Below are 17,852 nucleotides of genomic sequence, written 5' to 3'. Positions count from 1 at the left end.
TTCTTAAAGCAAAAAAAGCCTGGCTCAGCAGACTTTATGTATGGCTTGTTGATAGGATACGATCGAAGCAGCCATTCTCCCTAATATCGTTATTTCGATTTACGAAAAATCATGTATCAGGAACCCCTTGTTTGACCAATGATGCGCTCCGAACACTTACTCTCTGTTGCTTATCCCCTCTATATAACGGCATGATATGCGACCGTATCCATTTGAAATAGGTAAGTGTAGGCGCTTTCAATGTTATTATCTCAGTTTTCCTTTCCGATGACAAGGGTTTTTTTAACTAAAAAAAGTAACCAACTTTTGTATATCCGTGGTAGGATCAGTTGTTAATTTTTAGGACTATACACTTGATCCAGAACGTACATTCCCATACAATATAAATAATAAACGAAAAAGCGGTGTTTATATGGCTGATTTAAAAGAAATATATAATGAAGAACTGATATCTCAGTTGATCCATCATGTAAGGTCATCCTATCCTGATTTTAACAAAAACAGATTCTTGGATACATTACGGCTGGAGGACTGGCCTGAACTCACTTTAAAAGAGCGGATGCGCCGCGTGACAGTTTCTTTATACGAAACTTTGCCAAAACAATACGTTGAAGCGCTCACAATTTTACGGGATACAGCCCCTCATTTTAAAGGACTCAGCGGAATTTTATTTCCAGATTATGTGGAACAGTACGGGTTAGCGCATTGGGAAGAATCAATAAAGGCATTGGAATACTTTACGCAATATTCGACCTCAGAATTTGCTGTAAGGCCTTTTTTGCTGTTAGATCAAGAAAAGATGATTGCACAATTGCTTGCATGGTCTGAGCATAAAAATGAACACGTGAGAAGACTAGCGAGCGAAGGCAGCAGGCCCCGCCTGCCATGGGGAAAATCGATACCGGCTTTGAAATCGGACCCTTCCCCCGTATTGCCGATCCTTGAGAAGCTGATGCAGGACGAGTCCTTATATGTAAGGAAAAGCGTGGCCAACAACCTTAATGATATATCAAAAACGCATCCTCATTTACTGAGTAAAGTCGCAGATCAATGGTACGGAACACATCCCCATACAGACTGGATTATCAAACACGCCTATCGGACCTTATTAAAAAAGGGTGATAAACAGGCCTTAGCGCTTTTTGGTTATGAAAATGCTGATTCGATACAACTACATGATTTAACATGCCAGCCCAAACGTATAGTTATTGGCGAAAGCCTTGAATTTTCTTTCTATATTCATTCAGACAGGGATCAAAAAGTAAGAATTGAGTACGCAATTGATTTTGTAAAAGCAAGAGGCCAGCGTCATCAGAAAGTATTTAAAATAACAGAAACAAATTTACGAAAAAACGAAACGAAATCATACACAAGAATCCAATCCTTTAAGGATTTAACCACCAGAAAGCATTACAAAGGAATTCATACATTATCAGTCATCATCAATGGAGAGGTAAAAGATTCATTGGATTTCCAAGTTTGCTGAATGAATAAAAAATCCCTTCTTATCCAAGAAGGGATTTTGCTTATTAGCCTTCAACACTGCCGTAAAGCTCTTCCAAAGGCTTCATAATGATTTTGTTCAATTCACCAATCAGCATGCTCATGCGCTGCTCCGCTTCCATCAGCTGAGAAATTTTTTCGTGTTGCTGTACAAGCGCAACTGTTTTTTGAGCCTGCGTCACTTCTTCTTGTGTAATCTCTTCTCCTGCCATTTGTTTTTGCTGGAGTCTAAGCTGTACATCACGGAAGTTTTCGAACATGCGCTTCGCTGATTCATCTGCGTTAACTTCGTCGTAAAGGTTTTTTAAACGGGTGAACTCTTCGCTCCCGCGTAATGCATTTTCCAGATCATACGCTACATCATAAAAATTAACAGCCATTGTAAATAGCTCCTTTCATCATTGCCGTTTGACATACCACTCCACTATAACAGACTATGGAGATCCTTTCATTAATCAAAACCCATTTCTTCTTAAAAAAGGATGACAAACAGTGCTTGAATCGCGCCTATAATTCCGCCGAGAAGCCCCCCCAAATAGGTAATCATTTTAAATTCTTTTTTTGAAATGGACAGCACCATTTCTTCAAGACGCTCCACCGGGAACTGATCCACCTGCTCCTTGACGATTTCCTCAAGACGCAACCGTTTTAAGACACTTTCAAGGTTGGACGAAATCCCTTCAAGCAATTTGTCTAACAGTGCCGGCAGCATTTGCTGGGTCAGCTCAGATTCATAGCGGACGGTAAGCGTGCCAATCGTATTGTTGAAGAAAGGGGCAGTCGAAAATGCTTGCAGCATTCTTCGTTTCAAACTGAAAATGAGCGCCTTTGCATTCCATTTTTCGTCTGCTTCATTAAACGTATACTCCCTCAGCTTGCCCCATTCGTTTTTTAAGAGATCAGAAAGCAATTTATTTGTTTCCTCATTCCGCAAGAATTTCAGCAGCTCCGGCAGCACGCGATCCGCAAGGCTTGAATTGCCAAGAAACATTTGCACCATGCTTCCAAGCATGCCGCGCTCTTTTAAAAAGTCATCAATCATATTGCCAAGACGGATTTTTCCTTCATCACTTTCAAAATAACGGACACTCCGTGACAATATATATCCTGAAATCATCGGAATTTTTTCCTCAAGCTTTTCCTGCACCTCTATAGGCACCAGCTCTTTTAACGATTGGTCCCCGTATTGGCGGAAAAGCTCATTCAACTTATCATCGGTCCAGCTGCTGATCCATGCATCAGCAGCTTTTTCGGGGCGCTTCATCCCAGCTTTTTCAAGAGCTTCTTTTACTGTCACTTCAGAAAGTGACAGCTTTTGAATCAGCTGTTCCCCCACTCGAAGAGCCTGCGTTTTGGCTGCATCAGAGACGAGCCGCTTTTTAATGCCTTCAGGGGTTAAGAGATGATTGACTACCATCAGTCCCATTTGTTTTGCAAGCTCATCTCGCCGTCTTGGAATCAGCCCGGGCGTAAAAGGAACTCGCTTCCCAAACAAATAGTACGCTTTATACGGCCTAAACAGCATTTGAATTGCTAAATGATTGGTCACCGCTCCAATGGCAGCGCCGATCACGATCATAAAAATAAAGGTTCCTGCAATACCCATTCCTATTCATCTTCCTCCATCTGTGCTTCAGCTTTTTTCATATAGATTATGTACCTATACGTATTATAGAGGCTCATGCAATCACTTAGCAAACGAGGAGACAAATTCCTGTTCTTAGAAAATCAGCTTGTTCTTTTGGAATAGGGCAAGGTGAAGAATCGTATTCTGTAAAGTAGAATACCGTCAGCTGCGTTCGTCTTACATGTATTTAGTGTAAAGCTGCGGACACCCGCCGGCAGCTTTTGAATAAAAGGGGGAGTCTCACCATGATAACACTCGGTTTTATGTCCTTATCCCGCCAGCATGAAGCGGATTATTCCGCAGAACTGGCCAAAAGAGCACCCGAATTCGGCATACGTTTCATCCGGTTTACACCATTTGATATTTTACCTGACACTTTGCGTGTCAAAGCATCGGTCTATCATTCGGCCAGCAGCACATGGAACGAAACTGAAATGGCGATTCCAGATTATATTTATGATCGCTGTTTTTACGGCAAGGATTCACATTCCCAAAAAGCAAAACCAATCGTTGAGTGGCTCAAAAAATATCCGAAAACGGAATTTATCGGGCGGGGTCTTCCCGATAAGTGGACCGTCCTTCACGATTTGCAGCAGCACTCTGTAATCAATCCCTATATTCCCGAAACGATAAAGGTGAACCGCTACGAACAAATTCAATCCTTTTTATCCAAAGAAAAAGCCTGCATCCTTAAACCGGCATTCGGCGCGGGAGGCAGAGGCGTGATTCTTTTGAAGCTGGGCAAGAAAAACATCACTGCTACTTATCACATCGGAAAGGATAAGCAGACAAAAACGTTTTCCAACCAGACTTCTTTTAAAACATGGTGCAAAAAAGTGCTTCAGCATCAATATTTGCTTCAGCCTTACTTAAACATTCAAGATAAGGAACAATACCCTTGTGATATTCGTCTGTTTATGGAAAAAAACGAAGCAGGTGAATGGAATACAGTCGGAAAGGCAGTAAGACGCGGATACAAACACGGGCTGCTGGCCAATTTGTCAGGCGGATCTGATGCGCTGACATTTGACTCCTGGTTTGAAGATATACCGAAAAAACAGCAAGTGGTCTTACTAGATGATGTGTTTTCGATTACCCAATCGGTTCCGTATTATCTTGACGAGCGCTACGGGCCGTTATTTGAACTCGGTCTTGATATATGTCTTGCTAAGGACGGGAGAATTTGGATTTTAGATATCAATTCCAAACCTGGCAGGAAGTCAATCTTACGTGTCTCTCCCGAGCAAAAAGAACAGCTGTACACTTGTCCCCTAAAGCGCTGCCAATATCTGTTTTCTGAACAAAGCCAGAAAGGAGTTCTTCCGCGTGAATCCTAAACGGTTTTTGATCGGCATAGACAAAACCAGTGAAAATACCCTGTTTCTGCCCTCTTCGCTGAAGCGAGACGGACTTTTGCATGCCGCATTCGGAACGAAGGTTGTCAGATGCCACGTTGCTTACAGACGGCATCTGGAACAAACCGTGCTGCTCTCTGAAAATCTGTTTCATGAGCTTTTGCTCCCCCACCGAAGCAGGACTGATATACTGATTCATGATCATACAGTGCATATCGGGCCGTTAGTCGGCATCTTTACGGCAGGGTTTACTGTATCTCTTGAACGTCCATTTAAGGAGCGTTCCCTCTTTTTTTCTAAGCTTGTCACGTTACACGAGCAAGCCGGAGGCTACTGCTTCGTTTTTGGCGCGCACCAAATCAATTGGGAGGAAGGCACGATTGAAGGCCTCCTTTACAGGGAAAACGGCTGGGAGAAAAAAATCGTTCCATTGCCGAACGTCGTTTATGACCGTTTGCCGAACCGAAAAATTGAAGATTCACTTCTCTTGCAACATACAAAAAAGAGGCTGATCGATGAATATCAGATCCCATGGTTTAATAAAACGTTTTTCAATAAATGGAACGTTCATCAATTGCTCGAAAAAGATCCGAGAACGGCACCCTTTTTGCCTAGATCCGAGCTGACACCGTCTGTGGAGCTGATAGATGAGCTCTGTGGCGCATACAAAAAAGTCTATATCAAACCGGCAAATGGAGCACTCGGCACCGGCATTTATCAGCTGAAAAGAACAGATGGCGGCCTGACGGTAAAGCATACGAATGACGCCAAAACATTTACTTCGATTGATTATTCCGATGCCGCCTCATTCCTTGCAGAATTTCAAAAACAGCACAACACGTCCGACTTTCTCATTCAGCAAGGTGTTGATCTCATCGAATTTCACGGCAAACCAGCGGATTTCCGTGTCCATACCAATAAAAACAGAAAAGGAAAATGGACAGTGACAGCAATCGCCGTAAAAATTTCCGGAAAGAACAGCATTACAACACATCTTTCTAACGGCGGCACTGTAAAGACACTTGCGGAAGTATACGATGATCCCGCTGAAAGAGTTGAGGTCATAAAAAAGCTTTCTGCAGCGGCACTGACGGCAAGCCATGTCCTTCATGATCATATCGAGGGGTTTATCGGGGAGATTGGTTTCGATTTTGGCATTGATCAGAACGGTAAAGTATGGATGTTTGAAGCGAATTCGCGCCCAGGCCGAAGCATTTTTTCTCATCCAAATTTGCATCATGTTGATTCTCTTACAAAACGAAGAAGCTTTGAATACGCGTCATATTTATCTGAGAAGGCAATCACATCTCCTGAAGCATTGTGGCCTTCGTAACCTGTCCGCTTTTTTAATAAAGCGGGCTTATCTTTATCCAAATCTGGGACAATCTGCATATTAAGGCCTCTTCAATGATGTTCTGAAACAATGATACAATGAACATAAGCCGTTTTTATTCAGGTCAATTGATACCAAATGTAAGGAGCGTGGCCGTAATGATTTCTCATTTCAGCTGGAAACCTTTGTTCCCAAAAGAAAAGCTGCCCGGATGGAAAATTTCATTTTATTATAAAGGGACCCATTATGAAGGCATCTATCATAAGAGCGGTGAGATTGAATGGGGAGACTTGTTTCCCGCCCGCGCTGACGAGCCTGCTCTTACAAACGAGATACATGAACTGATGCTTTTTCATATTTATGACTAGCTTAGCCTAAACGGCTAAGCTTTTTTTGCTTTCTCAAGATTTACCACACAATTCTCCGCATGAGTTTCCGGCCATTTTAACATAATACGTAGTAACAAGCCGGCAAAGCATTGGGTTACGCCGAGGCGGCAGTGACACCCGAGAAGGGTTCACAGATTGGTGCAACTCCAGTTAACCCAACCATACTAAATAAAAAGGAGATTTTACACATGGCTAACCAAAACTCTTCAAATGACTTACTAGTTCCTGGCGCAGCTCAGGCTATCGATCAAATGAAACTTGAAATCGCTTCTGAATTCGGCGTTAACCTTGGAGCGGACACAACTTCTCGCGCTAACGGTTCTGTCGGAGGAGAAATCACAAAACGTTTAGTATCTTTCGCTCAGCAGCAAATGGGCGGCAGAGTTCAATAACAATTCAATATATGGCTATAGAGGGCGCGGTTTCCGCGCTCTCTTTATTTTGTCACCCTTTTTTCCTGCTCCACATATCCTAGAAAAAAAGGGAGGGAATCGGGGTGTCATTCATCACCATTGTGAATTGGGAGCTGGTTCAATTCGTAAGTGTATCCATGATTCATGAATATGTTTCCCATCGTTCTGTTTATTTGTACAGGTATTCTTTCCCGCGCTGTTCAAACTGAGAACATCCTTTTATAATGAAAGGCGAGGAGGTTTTTTGATGAAAATCGCTTTATTAGGAGCCAGCGGCCGCGTCGGACAAGCCTTTTTAACACAAGCTGCAGCAGATGAAAGATTTGATATTTTCGCTCTGATCAGATCTCAACATGCTGATCTTCCCCTTTCAAAAGACAGAACCGTCATGGGGAACGCCCGCCGCTTAGATGATGTGAAAAAAATAATGGAGAATGCTGAAATCGTGATCAGCTGTCTAGGCACAGATGGTGATGATACCTTGTCAACTGCTATGGCACACATTCTCTCCGCTATGGAGGAACAGCATATCAAACGGCTTATTACGATCGGCACCGCAGGGATCCTAGATTCCCGATATGAACCGGGAAAATACCGGTTTGAAACAAATGAATCGAAACGAAAGCAGACCCGCGCAGCCAAGGAGCATGCAAAAGTATACGAAATGCTTAAACAATCATCATTAGACTGGACAATCATCTGCCCCACTTACCTCCCGGACGGAACAGCAACCGGCGTTTATCGTACGGAGCGTAACGTTTTGCCTGAGGGCGGCACAAGCATTTCGGTCGGCGATACTGCGGACTTTTTATATCGTGAGCTTGTTACAGGTAAGTATGTCGGATACCGTGTCGGACTGGCTTATTGACTACATAAACCAAAAACCCAAAACACGATTGTTTTGGGTTTTTGAGCGTTATGCAATGGAATGTTTCTGTCCCTTTTGCAGTTCATACATTTGATAATATTGGCCTTCTAATGCCATCAGTTCCTCGTGGTTCCCTCTCTCAACAATTTCTCCTTTATCAAGAACCAAAATCTGATCAGCATTTCTGATTGTTGAAAGCCGGTGAGCGATGACGAAGGTGGTGCGTCCTTGTTTGACGACATCAAGCGCCTTCTGGATCACGGCCTCTGTCTCTGTATCAATATGCGCCGTTGCCTCATCTAAAATCAAGATCGCGGGATCAAACGCCAAAGCTCTAGCGAAAGAAATTAACTGCCGCTCTCCAGAGGATAGCGTGCTGCCTTTTTCAATCACGGGCTCATTAATGCCCTTCGGAAGCTTCTTAAGAAGAGGCCCAGCACCGACTTGCCGCAGTGCATTTTTTATTTCTTCTTCAGTCATTCTTTCGTCATCCAGACTTACGTTAGATCCGATTGTACCCGAGAATAAGTACGGATCCTGAAGCACAATGCCCATATGGGATCTGAGTTCCTGTCTTGACATGTTGTAAATGCTTTTTCCATCAATTAAGACATCACCTTTTTGCGCATCATAAAAACGAAACAGAAGATTCAAAATCGAGCTTTTTCCTGATCCGGTATGGCCGACGAGCGCTACGGTTTCGCCTTTTTGCGCAGTAAAGGAAATATGCTTTAATACCTCTTCACCTTCTTGATACGCAAATGACACATCACGAAATTCAACCCGCCCCAGCGCGCGCTCCTTCGCCGGTTCACCCGCTTCTTCCGTATTCTTTTCTTCAAGCAGTTCAAAAACACGCCCGGCGGAGACCCTTGCAAGCTCCAGCTTTGAAAACTGATTGACGATGCCTGTGATCGGCTGAAATAACCGGTTCAAATAATCGACAAACGCGTACAGCACACCGATAGAAACAATCCCGGCCGCATTCAGGCTCGCACCGCCAAAATGCCAGATCAGACAGACGAACGCAAGATTGCGGATGACATTGACCAAATTATGGGACATTAAGGAGTTTAAATTCAGCATCCTGTTTTGGAAATAAAAATGTGATTCATTTAATTCATCAAATTCTCTCATTGTTTCCTTTTGATGGCGGAAAGCCTGAATAATGGTCATGCCTTGAATTGACTCATTCATTTTTGCGTTAATGTCACTGTTGATCGAGCGGATTTTTTGGTTGTAATATGACGCATATCTCCGGTATATGACAGACCACAGCCAGATAATCGGCACAATTGCCAGACATACAAACGCAAGCTTCACATCAAGCAGAAACAAAGCCGTGAATATCCCAAACATATAGATTCCGCTTGTCACAAATGTTGAAAGCACTGTGACATATAAATCCCTGATAGCCTCCGTATCATTGGTAATCCGCGCAACGACTTTTCCGGCCGGAAGGTTGTCAAAATAGCGAATCGGCATACTCTGTATGTGCGAAAACACGTCCTGCCTCATCTTTTGAATAATCCGATTGGCGCTCATCTGCAGCAGATAATGCTGTCCGTATTGAAAGAATACCGAAAACACAAGCAAGCCCCCATACAGGCAGATCAGAAACACCATTCCCTTTATTTCCGGCTGATAGAACTGGAAAAGTTCCTGCTTAGTCAGCTTTTCGGCAGCATATGCCCGGCTCTTGTCTCCGTTTGTGATCGTCAGCTTCCCGTCAGAAACCGTTCTATTCCCGTCGAAGCTGACAGCCTGATCAACAAAATAGAACGCCATTCCCACTTGATAAATATGCGCTTCTTTTGCTTTTGAAACAGGCTCCTGCAACCGGTCCTCTCTGACATATGAGACGCCGTGAAACTGAACGGCATTTTTATCTTTTTCCGCAGCTTCATACCATGTTTTCTCAATGCCGAGGATATGGTCGTCTATCATTTTTTTGCCAATAAAGGGCCCAGTCAGTTCTGCACCGACGGCAACAGTTAGCAAAAGGACGGCTGTGATCAGCAATTTTCGATAAAGAAGTGCGTATCTCCATAACGTTTTTCCTATTTTCATGCCCCTGCTCCCCCTTCTTCCGCAGTGAACAGCTGCTGTCTTTCATATTGTTCCCGGTACCACCCATTATTGGCCAGCAGTTCTTGATGCGTGCCTCTCTCAGCAATGACGCCGCCGTCCATCACAAGGATCAGGTCAGCGTGCTCTACCGCGGATAATCGGTGTGTCAAAATAAATGTCGTTTTTCCTTTGCGGTTTTCTCTGATGTTCTTGATAATTGCAGCCTCTGTTTTGGCATCTACAGCGGAAAGTGAATCATCCAGAATCAAGATTTCCGGATTCGCCATGAGTGCTCTCGCAATCGAAATTCTTTGTTTCTGCCCGCCTGACAGTGCCACGCCTTTTTCACCGACCATTGTCTCCAGACCGGACGGAAGCATGTGCAAATCTTTTTCAAAATGTGCTTCGGCAATGGCTTGCTGAACCTCTTTATCAGTTGCATCCTGTTTTCCGTATAAAATATTTTCTTTTACAGTCCGTGAAAACAGTAAATGATCCTGCGGCACATATCCGATCCATCCGCGGAGCTGGTCAAGAGGGATTTGCTGAATCGGTACGCCTGAAAATGTAATGCTCCCTTCACCTGGAGGGTACTGGCGCAAAAGCTGCTTAATAATTGTCGTTTTTCCGCTCCCGGTTTTACCGGCAATCCCGACAGTCTGCCCTTTTCGCACCGTAAATGAAATATCCTGAAGATTGTCACTTGTTGAGCTTGGATATGTAAAGCTGACATGACTGAAAACGATATCTCCAGGCTCTTTAAGATCAGCGGGCTGTTTTGGATCTGTCACATCCGTTTCATAAGAAAGAGTTTCATTTACCCGATCTAATGACGCATTGCCGCGCTGCATCACGTTAATGAGTTCACCGATTGCAAACATCGGCCAAATCATCATGCCGAGATAAACGTTAAAGGACACTAACTCTCCAAGCGTCAGCTCGTTCCGGAATACAAGAAACGCTCCGTAGCCGAGCCCAATCAGATAGCTTGCGCCGACAAGCAGTTTTACCGTCGGCTCAAACAGTGAATCAATAAAAGCCACTTTCATATTTTTCTGATAAACATCAGCGGTCATTTCATTAAACCGGCGAACATCGTTTGTTTCCTGAACATACGCGCGAATCACCCGCACGCCTGAAACAGATTCCAGCACTCTGTCATTCAGCGCCCCGAACGCGTTTTGGGCCTCAGTAAACCGCTCATGAATTTTACTTCCATATAGACTGATTGCAATCGCCATGACTGGAAGCGGGATAATGGCGGCGAAGGTCAGCTTCCAGCTGATCAAAAACCCCATCGTCAAAAAGATCGTCATCATAAACATCGTAGAATCGACTAACGTCAAGATGCCAAATCCTGTCGTTAAACTGACGGCCTGAAGATCATTTGTCCCACGTGCCATTAAATCGCCTGTCCGGTTTTTTTCATAAAACGGCGGCGACATAGTCAGCAAATGCCCCATCAGCTTCGTACGAAGAATTTTCTCCATCAGATTCGCTCCGCCAAACAGCTGATGCATCCAAAAATAAGACATGATATACACGGCCGCCGTCATCACAAAAAAGATACCGATATAAAACAGCAGCCCTTCCGCAGTAAATGCCCCTGCTTTCATATCATCTATGGCGTTCCCCAAGAGCTTAGGCGGAAACATTTCAATGACATTGACTGCTAATAAAAGGACAATAGCAATCGTATAGCGCAGCCAGTACGCCTTAAAAAACCAGCCAAGCTTTTTCAAAACTGAAAACATCTATCCCCATCTCCTCATCAGCCGCCTTCTATTTTTTCCTTGCAGCTTTTTTCATCCAATTTGGCACGAACAGCCCTCGCCTCTGTATTGGTCTTCACATCCCATACACCTGTCTTTCCTTAGATTTTGTATATAAAAAAGGCATGAAGCGTCAGCTCCATGCCTTTTTTAACCGATATGTTACGCACAGCGCTTTTCAGCGCGCGGTCCGACCTAAAAAACCGTTCACGAAAACAGAACAAAAGGTTTGCCGCGCCAATATGAAACTGTTTGATAAACATGCAAATTCCTTGGCATAGCAAATCCTCCTTCCATTCTGATTTCATCTTTTTATCATCATATAAACAAAACCTTTTATTGTCAATCATTACTTGAATAGGAAAAGGTTAATGGTGCTCAAATTCGGGTAGTAGTGTTGTAAGACGCTTTGAAAGGGTGAGAAGGATGTTCCATGCTGACCGTATCATTGTTGCGTTTGACGGAAGTGAAAATAGTAAGAAAGCGCTTCAGACAGCCATTGATCTTGCTAAAACCTTAAATGCCGCTATTACCGTCGCCCATTCACATGATATGAAAGACAATCAGACCGTCATCGACCCGCCCAGACCCGCAGCTGAGGCAAGCTATATCAGCGGAGGCATGACAAGTGTTCCTGATCCGCTGATATCGGATGTAACATCACCTGAGCCAATGATCTATGAAGACCGTACGGAAGAAGTCATCGCCGAAGCCAGAATGATGCTGAATGAACAGCAGGCAGATGGAGATATCGATATATTAGAAGGCGATCCGGCTGAATCAATTATCGAGCATGCAAACCGCATTTCTGCCGATATGATCGTAACCGGAAGCAGAGACCAAAACAGGCTGAAAAAGCTAATATTCGGAAGTGTAAGTGAAAAGCTTTCAGCGAAATCGGATATACCCGTCCTGATTGTAAAGTGAGCACGCCCTGTGCTCACTTCTTTTATATTCATAATTGTGAAAAAACATAGATTTTCGTTTTTTTCTGTTATAATGCTTTCGTGCCCAAAAGCACAAAAGCATTAAAGATAAATATGGGGTGTTATTTTGGATTCTCAAAAAAAGCTGACGTTTCCGTTAGCCGTCGGTTTATTTATATTGATGTTATGCATTATTATTTCTTGCTTATTCTTGCTTCATGTAGAACCTCATATCCCGCTGTTTTTAAGTGTTGTCATGCTTTCAGCAGCAGCTTTATGGTTTGGATTTTCCTGGAATAGTATTGAAAAAGGGATTGTAGATGGGATCAAAAACGGCGTACAGCCGATTATTGTTCTAGCGCTGATCGGCATCTTAATCGGCGCCTGGATGTACAGCGGCGCAATACCGACTGTGACAGTTTATGCCCTATCCTTTATTGAACCAAGCCACCTTCTGTTGACTGCTTTGTTTTCATGTATGATCATCAGCACACTTGTTGGCTCAAGCCTGACAACTGTAAGCACAATCGGAGTAGCGCTGATCGGCGTGGCGAGCGCGGCTAGCGTTCCGCTTGAATGGACAGCAGGCGCAGTCATATGCGGCGCTTGTTTTGGGGATAAAATGTCGCCGATGTCGGACACAACCAACTTTGCAGCCGGAATAGGCGAAATACCGATCTTTGAACACATTCGCCATATGATGGGCACAACCATTCCAGCTTTGCTCATCACTGTCGTTCTGTTTTACTTTCTCGGTTCATCAGTGTCAGCGGACGCTGCTTCAACCGAGAATATTCAGCAGGTCATAACCGGAATAAAAGATGCCGCAAACGTGACACCGTGGGCCCTTCTTTCTCCGCTCTTAGTCGTTTTGCTGGCAATAAAACGGGTATCAGTAATCCCCGTTCTGACTGCCGGAATTATTTCCTCGGGAATTTTGACTGCTATTTTTGTACCCGACAGCAGCCTGCAGGCGTTTATGACAGCTTTACAAAATGGCACAACTTTCGAAACTGACAATGAGGCAGCCGCTAAAATTATTAACAGAGGCGGACTGCAATCCATGATGGGCTCTGTCTCTCTCATTATGATTGCTTTTGCACTCGGCGGATTGATGGAGAAAATCGGATTGATTTCTGCACTATTGGAAGGCGTCATGAAAGGCATCCGCTCAAAAGGCCGTCTTGTTGCAGCAACTGTCTGCTCAAGCATCGGCGTCAACTTGGCAACGGGCGAACAGTATTTATCGATATTAATACCGGGACAATCATTTAAATCTTTATATGACAAACGAAACATCCAGCGAAAATTTCTGACAAGATCATTAGAGGACGGCGGAACATTAATTAACCCATTGATTCCTTGGGGCGTCAGCGGCGCATTTATGGCGAGCGCACTTGGTGTTCCAGTCATAGACTACATCCCGTTTACGTTCTTCCTCTATATATCGCCAATGATCTCCATTTTGATTGGATTTGTTAAAAAATAAAAAGAGCCCCGCTGTAAAAAGCGGGCTCTTTTCTTCGTTCATTTATGAAATGCTAGCAGCCTGTTGAATGCTTTCTTGAAAAGCAGCCTGAAGCTGTTTGGTCACCGGTCCGGGTTTCCCGCTTCCGACCGATTGTCCATCGAGCGTCACGACCGGAATAATTTCTGCCGTCGTTGACGAAATAAAGATCTCTTCCGCCTGTTTCAACTCTTCTTCACTGACAGGAGTCTCATCCAGTTTGATCCCATTCTTCTCAATCAGTCCTAAAATATTCATCCGTGTAATTCCATTGAGAATGAGCCGATTAGCCGGATGTGTTCGCACCGTGCCGTTGATAACGGCATAAACGTTAGAGGATGTACCCTCCGTAACAACGCCGTCCCTAAGTAAAATGGCTTCAAATGCTCCCGCTTCATAGGCCCTTTGCTTCGTCATGACATTATACAGTAAATTCAGACTTTTGATATCACATCTTAACCAGCGAAGATCCTCATCTGTAATGGCCGCCACTCCGTTTGCCTGCTCTTGCTCCGGTTTTTTCACCGTAAACGTATAAGCAGTAGTCTGCGGCTCTAGGCCGGCTTCATACTGGTGTTTTCGCGGGGCCACACCTCTTGTTGTCTGAATGTATACCGCTCCCTCACTGACCGCATTTTCCTGTACAAGCTTTTGCAGGTCCCACTCGAGATCTTCTATACTGAATGGCAGTGAAATTCCGATTTCAGCAGCACTTCTGAAAAAACGCTCTGCATGCTCACGTAAGCCGAACAATACTCCTTTGTACACCCTGATCACTTCATAGATGCCGTCACCAAACTGATAACCGCGATCTTCCAAATCGATTGATGCTTCACTGCGCCCAATCAGCCGGCCATTGACTAAAACCTTCATAAAAGCCCTCCCTTTTCGAGATGTCCCTGATGTCATTCAAGCTGTCATTATCACTAATTCTACCATATTGGACAAGCTGAAAAACAGAAAGATCAAGAGATCTATAGCGGAAAGGAGTTTATTTTTTCCTTAAAATCTGACATTTCGACAAATTTTCTATGTGCTTTCCAGTTTTATTCCTGTATACTTGACTGGTAATACATAGGTTGTAAACATAAGGCATCTTCATAAGCTGCCTGCTGTACAGCATTATGTAGAGATTTTATGCCAATGGAGAGATTGTTATGCGACAAACGAGAGGAGAGGCTTCTCCTTCTGCAGTTTCGCTTGCTTTTAAATTTGCAAGTTTAGCAGTTTTATGTGTGCTGCTTTTGCTTATGGTGATTTTGGGTTATTCTAACAGTTCAACGAAAGCAAAGGAAGTCACTGTCACAACTAACGGACAGCTTCGAGATGAGAAGGAAAGCCTTAAGCTGAAAAACGACTCCCCCGATCTGCTGATAAAACATCTGCAGACAAAGCAGGACATGGGAGATAAAACGGTTTACTTAACCTTCGATGACGGCCCGTCAGCCTTTACAAACCGCTTGCTCGATGTACTGAAAAGCGCTGATGTAAAAGCGACGTTTTTTATGCTGTCACCGCGGATGAACGAATTCAAACAAGCTGTGAAAAGAGCAGAAAAGGAAGGCCACGCACTCGGTTTACATGGCGTTACCCACAATAACAGATTGTTCTATCAAACACCGACATCTCCGCTAAAAGAAATGCAGGAGGCGCGTGACACGTTGCAGGACATTACAGGATATAAAACCGCTCTTGTCAGAACGCCCTACGGAAGCAAACCGTCACTAACCCCCTCACAAATCCGCAATCTTGAGAAAGACGGTTTTGTGTACTGGGATTGGACGATTGACAGCATGGACTGGAAATACCGAAATTCAAAGTATGTGACGGCCGTGTTAGAGCAGCTTGAAAATATGGAACACAGCTCTTCAGGCCGCCCGAATGTGATTCTCATGCATGATCTTCCCGCTACCGTAAACGCGCTGCCGGTACTAATCAATAAATTAAAAGAAAAAGGCTATTCCTTCGGAGTGTTAGAGGACACAATGGTTCCTGTTCATGAATAAAAAAGTGAGGCGCATAAGGCGGCTCACTTTTTTATGCCCAAACTTCGGGCAAACTCACCGATTTTTTGATGGATGACCATGTCAAACAAGCTGTCGCAATACGTTGGTTCAAGGTTTATGATGACTTTCTTCATGCCGGGAATCAGACTTGCATCCTCAGGCACAAATCTAGCCGGAGCCACTTCGAGAGACGTGCCGATAACCAATAAAAGATCTGCTTGATCCAGCTTTTCATAAAGGGTGTCAAAGTGCATGACGGCGTCGCCAAAGAGAACAACATCGGTTTTTAATACCGTTCCGCAAATGTCCCCATTGTTTCCGGCCGCCGTGCACTCCGGCACCTCCCGCTCCAGCAAATGGGGAAGATCATATCGGGCGCCGCATGCCGGACAAGCTGCTGTCTGGATAGAACCATGCAGTTCGTATACATGCCTGCTCCCCGCTTTTTTATGAAGACCGTCAATGTTTTGCGTGAAAATATCGACCTGCTTCCCTTGCTTCTCCAGCTCAGCTAAAAGCAAGTGTCCTTCATTCGGTTCAAAGCTGCCGCTCATTTTCATCTGGAACAATTCTTTGAATTTGGGCCAAAACAGACGCGGATGACTTAAAAAATAATCAAGGCTCATCGCTTCCATTCTTGAGGCATCTTCCGTCCAAATGCCCCCTGCTGAACGAAAGTCGGGAATCCCTGATTCTGTGCTCATTCCCGCTCCGGTCAGCACTACAATTCGCTGTGCTTCATGTAGAATACTTTTGAATGCTTCCAACTCAACACCGCCTTTTTCTCTTATTTTACCATGAAAAAGACTCCGCCTCTGTCAGACGAAGTCTCTCTTTTAAGCCCGTTCCTTTTCCTCTTTATTTAGATTCACCTGGAATGGGTCGCTTTCGTGCTTTTGCTTGACAACAACCATTTGGCCGGGATATGCAAACTGGACACCTTCTGCACCTAAAATCTCAATAATTTTATAGTTGATATCCTCTCTAATATTAAGGTTTTCAGCCCAAACCGTCGTTTTTGTATAGAAGTTAAAAAATAAATTGTAGTAGCTGTCGGCAAACGTATCAAAGTTGACCATGATTGTTTCATTATCAACGCCCTCATGCTCTAAGAGCATTGTTCTGAGAGAATGAATGGAGCGTTCAAGGTTCTCAATCGGCGTAGCGTAGGACACATGGATGGAAAACGTAATCTGGCGTTTGGTCATTCTTGTCCAGTTCGTGATCGCTTCCATCGACAGCGTAGAGTTCGGCACCGTTACAAGCGCCCCCTGTGCTGTTCTGAATCTCGTGCTCCTAAAGGTAATATCCTCGACTGATCCTGTTACTGTCGACGTCTCCACCCAGTCACCAATTGTAAACGGCTTTTCAGTAATAATAATAATACCGCCGAAGAAGTTGCTGATGGTATCCTTCGCGGCAAGCGCAAAAGCCAGCCCGCCAAGACCTAGGCCCGCTACAAATCCGTTGACATCATAATTGAATTCCTGAGCGATCACACTGACACTGAGCGCAATGATCACAAAACGGAGCAATTTGGATAAAAACGGGGCCAGAATGTCATCCATGTCAAGCTCAAAGCGCTGATTCACCTTATGGAAGATAAACGACGATGTTGCGGTCAAATTACAAAGACCCCAGCACAAGAGCGCCACAATCAGTGAGCGGTATATTTTGCTGATGACCGGCATTTGCTCATCTAAAAACGGTGAATACCGGATCGCTAAAAACAGCCCAAGGGCAACAAAAAACCATCTGGCCGGTTTATCAAACGCCAGAACCACCTGTTTAAAAATTTCTGTTTTCGGCCGGTTTGTCAAATTAAAAAGCAGGTTAAAGAAATATCTTGTGAATAATTTTCTAAGTATAAGAAACACCAGCAAAATCGCCAAGCTGATGCCGATTTGAATGATGATATCAAGCGTAAAATACTGCTGCAGATAATCCGGCATGACTGTCTCCCCTCTATCCCAATCAATTGTTTATTATACTAAAATATTCGTAAAGATGTTCATTTAAATGTCTTTTGCAGCACAAAACCCCGGCGAAACGCCGGGGTCATTTCTCAATTCATCTATCAGCC

General features: G+C 44.1%; 18 protein-coding genes. 10 read left to right on the top strand and 8 right to left on the bottom strand.

Annotated elements, in window-relative coordinates:
• The first annotated feature begins 412 nt into the window (after positions 1–412).
• Complete coding sequence (locus NYE20_RS05375; RefSeq protein ID WP_161621458.1) at positions 413–1,486, top strand: DNA alkylation repair protein; 1,074 nt, start codon at positions 413–415, stop codon at positions 1,484–1,486.
• 43 nt (positions 1,487–1,529) lie between these two features.
• On the opposite strand, the gene NYE20_RS05370 is transcribed toward NYE20_RS05375, so the two are convergent.
• Together NYE20_RS05370 and NYE20_RS05365 are read right to left on the bottom strand one after the other, a co-directional pair.
• On the bottom strand, positions 1,530–1,883 hold the full coding sequence (locus NYE20_RS05370; RefSeq protein WP_003224239.1) for a YlbF family regulator: 354 nt from the start codon (positions 1,881–1,883) through the stop codon (positions 1,530–1,532).
• 92 nt (positions 1,884–1,975) lie between these two features.
• Positions 1,976–3,109, bottom strand: a complete 1,134-nt coding sequence (locus tag NYE20_RS05365) for a DUF445 domain-containing protein (RefSeq protein ID WP_021479649.1) — start codon at positions 3,107–3,109, stop codon at positions 1,976–1,978.
• A 266-nt stretch (positions 3,110–3,375) separates the two neighbouring features.
• Here NYE20_RS05365 and spaC point away from each other — a divergent pair, with 266 nt between their 5' ends.
• From spaC to NYE20_RS05335, 6 genes are all read left to right on the top strand, one after another.
• On the top strand, positions 3,376–4,467 hold the full coding sequence (gene spaC / locus NYE20_RS05360; RefSeq protein WP_032725304.1) for a spore coat associated protein SpaC: 1,092 nt from the start codon (positions 3,376–3,378) through the stop codon (positions 4,465–4,467).
• On the top strand, positions 4,457–5,818 hold the full coding sequence (gene yheD / locus NYE20_RS05355) for a spore coat associated protein YheD (protein ID WP_161621457.1): 1,362 nt from the start codon (positions 4,457–4,459) through the stop codon (positions 5,816–5,818). Before spaC ends, yheD begins: the two co-directional genes overlap by 11 nt.
• 149 nt (positions 5,819–5,967) lie before the next feature.
• Positions 5,968–6,186 (top strand): YheE family protein, encoded by a 219-nt coding sequence (locus NYE20_RS05350; RefSeq protein ID WP_010886462.1) that lies wholly within the window; start codon positions 5,968–5,970, stop codon positions 6,184–6,186.
• A 209-nt stretch (positions 6,187–6,395) separates the two neighbouring features.
• Positions 6,396–6,599 (top strand): beta type acid-soluble spore protein SspB, encoded by a 204-nt coding sequence (sspB, locus tag NYE20_RS05345; protein WP_003233287.1) that lies wholly within the window; start codon positions 6,396–6,398, stop codon positions 6,597–6,599.
• 104 nt (positions 6,600–6,703) lie between these two features.
• Positions 6,704–6,829, top strand: a complete 126-nt coding sequence (locus NYE20_RS05340; RefSeq protein WP_003245136.1) for a hypothetical protein — start codon at positions 6,704–6,706, stop codon at positions 6,827–6,829.
• Positions 6,830–6,867: 38 nt separating this feature from the next.
• Positions 6,868–7,488: an SDR family oxidoreductase gene (locus NYE20_RS05335; protein WP_161621456.1), complete on the top strand. Its 621-nt coding sequence runs from the start codon at positions 6,868–6,870 to the stop codon at positions 7,486–7,488.
• Between the two features lie 48 nt (positions 7,489–7,536).
• Here NYE20_RS05335 and bmrD read toward each other — a convergent pair whose 3' ends face one another.
• From bmrD to NYE20_RS05320, 3 genes are all read right to left on the bottom strand, one after another.
• Positions 7,537–9,558 (bottom strand): multidrug resistance ABC transporter ATP-binding protein/permease BmrD, encoded by a 2,022-nt coding sequence (gene bmrD / locus NYE20_RS05330; protein ID WP_161621455.1) that lies wholly within the window; start codon positions 9,556–9,558, stop codon positions 7,537–7,539.
• Positions 9,555–11,312 (bottom strand): multidrug ABC transporter ATP-binding protein BmrC, encoded by a 1,758-nt coding sequence (gene bmrC, locus NYE20_RS05325; protein WP_161621454.1) that lies wholly within the window; start codon positions 11,310–11,312, stop codon positions 9,555–9,557. Before bmrC ends, bmrD begins: the two co-directional genes overlap by 4 nt.
• 119 nt (positions 11,313–11,431) lie before the next feature.
• The gene (locus NYE20_RS05320) at positions 11,432–11,593 is read right to left on the bottom strand and encodes a hypothetical protein (RefSeq protein ID WP_010886461.1); all 162 of its coding nucleotides are present in this window, start codon (positions 11,591–11,593) and stop codon (positions 11,432–11,434) included.
• Positions 11,594–11,756: 163 nt separating this feature from the next.
• Here NYE20_RS05320 and NYE20_RS05315 point away from each other — a divergent pair, with 163 nt between their 5' ends.
• Positions 11,757–12,257, top strand: a complete 501-nt coding sequence (locus tag NYE20_RS05315; protein ID WP_106073766.1) for a universal stress protein — start codon at positions 11,757–11,759, stop codon at positions 12,255–12,257.
• 126 nt (positions 12,258–12,383) lie between these two features.
• The gene (gene nhaC / locus NYE20_RS05310; protein ID WP_161621453.1) at positions 12,384–13,745 is read left to right on the top strand and encodes a Na+/H+ antiporter NhaC; all 1,362 of its coding nucleotides are present in this window, start codon (positions 12,384–12,386) and stop codon (positions 13,743–13,745) included.
• A gap of 42 nt (positions 13,746–13,787) precedes the next feature.
• Here the strand turns inward: nhaC and dat are convergent, their stop codons facing one another.
• On the bottom strand, positions 13,788–14,636 hold the full coding sequence (dat, locus tag NYE20_RS05305) for a D-amino-acid transaminase (protein WP_161621452.1): 849 nt from the start codon (positions 14,634–14,636) through the stop codon (positions 13,788–13,790).
• Positions 14,637–14,920: 284 nt separating this feature from the next.
• Between dat and NYE20_RS05300 the strand changes: the two genes are divergently transcribed.
• Positions 14,921–15,769, top strand: a complete 849-nt coding sequence (locus tag NYE20_RS05300) for a polysaccharide deacetylase family protein (protein WP_032725295.1) — start codon at positions 14,921–14,923, stop codon at positions 15,767–15,769.
• A gap of 23 nt (positions 15,770–15,792) precedes the next feature.
• On the opposite strand, the gene srtN is transcribed toward NYE20_RS05300, so the two are convergent.
• Both srtN and mscY read right to left on the bottom strand, forming a co-directional pair.
• Positions 15,793–16,536 carry a sirtuin NAD-dependent deacetylase gene (srtN, locus tag NYE20_RS05295; protein WP_014476294.1) on the bottom strand — a complete coding sequence of 248 codons (744 nt, stop codon included), beginning with the start codon at positions 16,534–16,536 and terminating at the stop codon, positions 15,793–15,795.
• Between the two features lie 69 nt (positions 16,537–16,605).
• A complete protein-coding gene (gene mscY / locus NYE20_RS05290; RefSeq protein ID WP_015383218.1) occupies positions 16,606–17,721 on the bottom strand; it encodes a small-conductance mechanosensitive channel protein MscY in 1,116 nt (371 codons plus the stop codon).
• Positions 17,722–17,852 lie beyond the last annotated feature (131 nt).

Source organism: Bacillus sp. FSL R5-0416 (genome assembly GCF_037975425.1).
GTDB lineage: Bacteria > Bacillota > Bacilli > Bacillales > Bacillaceae > Bacillus > Bacillus subtilis.
This window is presented reverse-complemented; position numbering and strand designations above follow the sequence as displayed.

Coding starts and splice junctions, on each gene's coding strand:
- NYE20_RS05375 (WP_161621458.1), top strand. CDS start 413: ATGGCTGATTTAAAAGAAATATATAATGAAGAACTGATATCTCAGTTG.
- NYE20_RS05370 (WP_003224239.1), bottom strand. CDS start 1,883: ATGGCTGTTAATTTTTATGATGTAGCGTATGATCTGGAAAATGCATTA.
- NYE20_RS05365 (WP_021479649.1), bottom strand. CDS start 3,109: ATGGGTATTGCAGGAACCTTTATTTTTATGATCGTGATCGGCGCTGCC.
- spaC (WP_032725304.1), top strand. CDS start 3,376: ATGATAACACTCGGTTTTATGTCCTTATCCCGCCAGCATGAAGCGGAT.
- sspB (WP_003233287.1), top strand. CDS start 6,396: ATGGCTAACCAAAACTCTTCAAATGACTTACTAGTTCCTGGCGCAGCT.
- NYE20_RS05335 (WP_161621456.1), top strand. CDS start 6,868: ATGAAAATCGCTTTATTAGGAGCCAGCGGCCGCGTCGGACAAGCCTTT.
- bmrD (WP_161621455.1), bottom strand. CDS start 9,558: ATGAAAATAGGAAAAACGTTATGGAGATACGCACTTCTTTATCGAAAA.
- bmrC (WP_161621454.1), bottom strand. CDS start 11,312: ATGTTTTCAGTTTTGAAAAAGCTTGGCTGGTTTTTTAAGGCGTACTGG.
- NYE20_RS05320 (WP_010886461.1), bottom strand. CDS start 11,593: ATGTTTATCAAACAGTTTCATATTGGCGCGGCAAACCTTTTGTTCTGT.
- NYE20_RS05315 (WP_106073766.1), top strand. CDS start 11,757: ATGTTCCATGCTGACCGTATCATTGTTGCGTTTGACGGAAGTGAAAAT.
- dat (WP_161621452.1), bottom strand. CDS start 14,636: ATGAAGGTTTTAGTCAATGGCCGGCTGATTGGGCGCAGTGAAGCATCA.
- NYE20_RS05300 (WP_032725295.1), top strand. CDS start 14,921: ATGCGACAAACGAGAGGAGAGGCTTCTCCTTCTGCAGTTTCGCTTGCT.
- mscY (WP_015383218.1), bottom strand. CDS start 17,721: ATGCCGGATTATCTGCAGCAGTATTTTACGCTTGATATCATCATTCAA.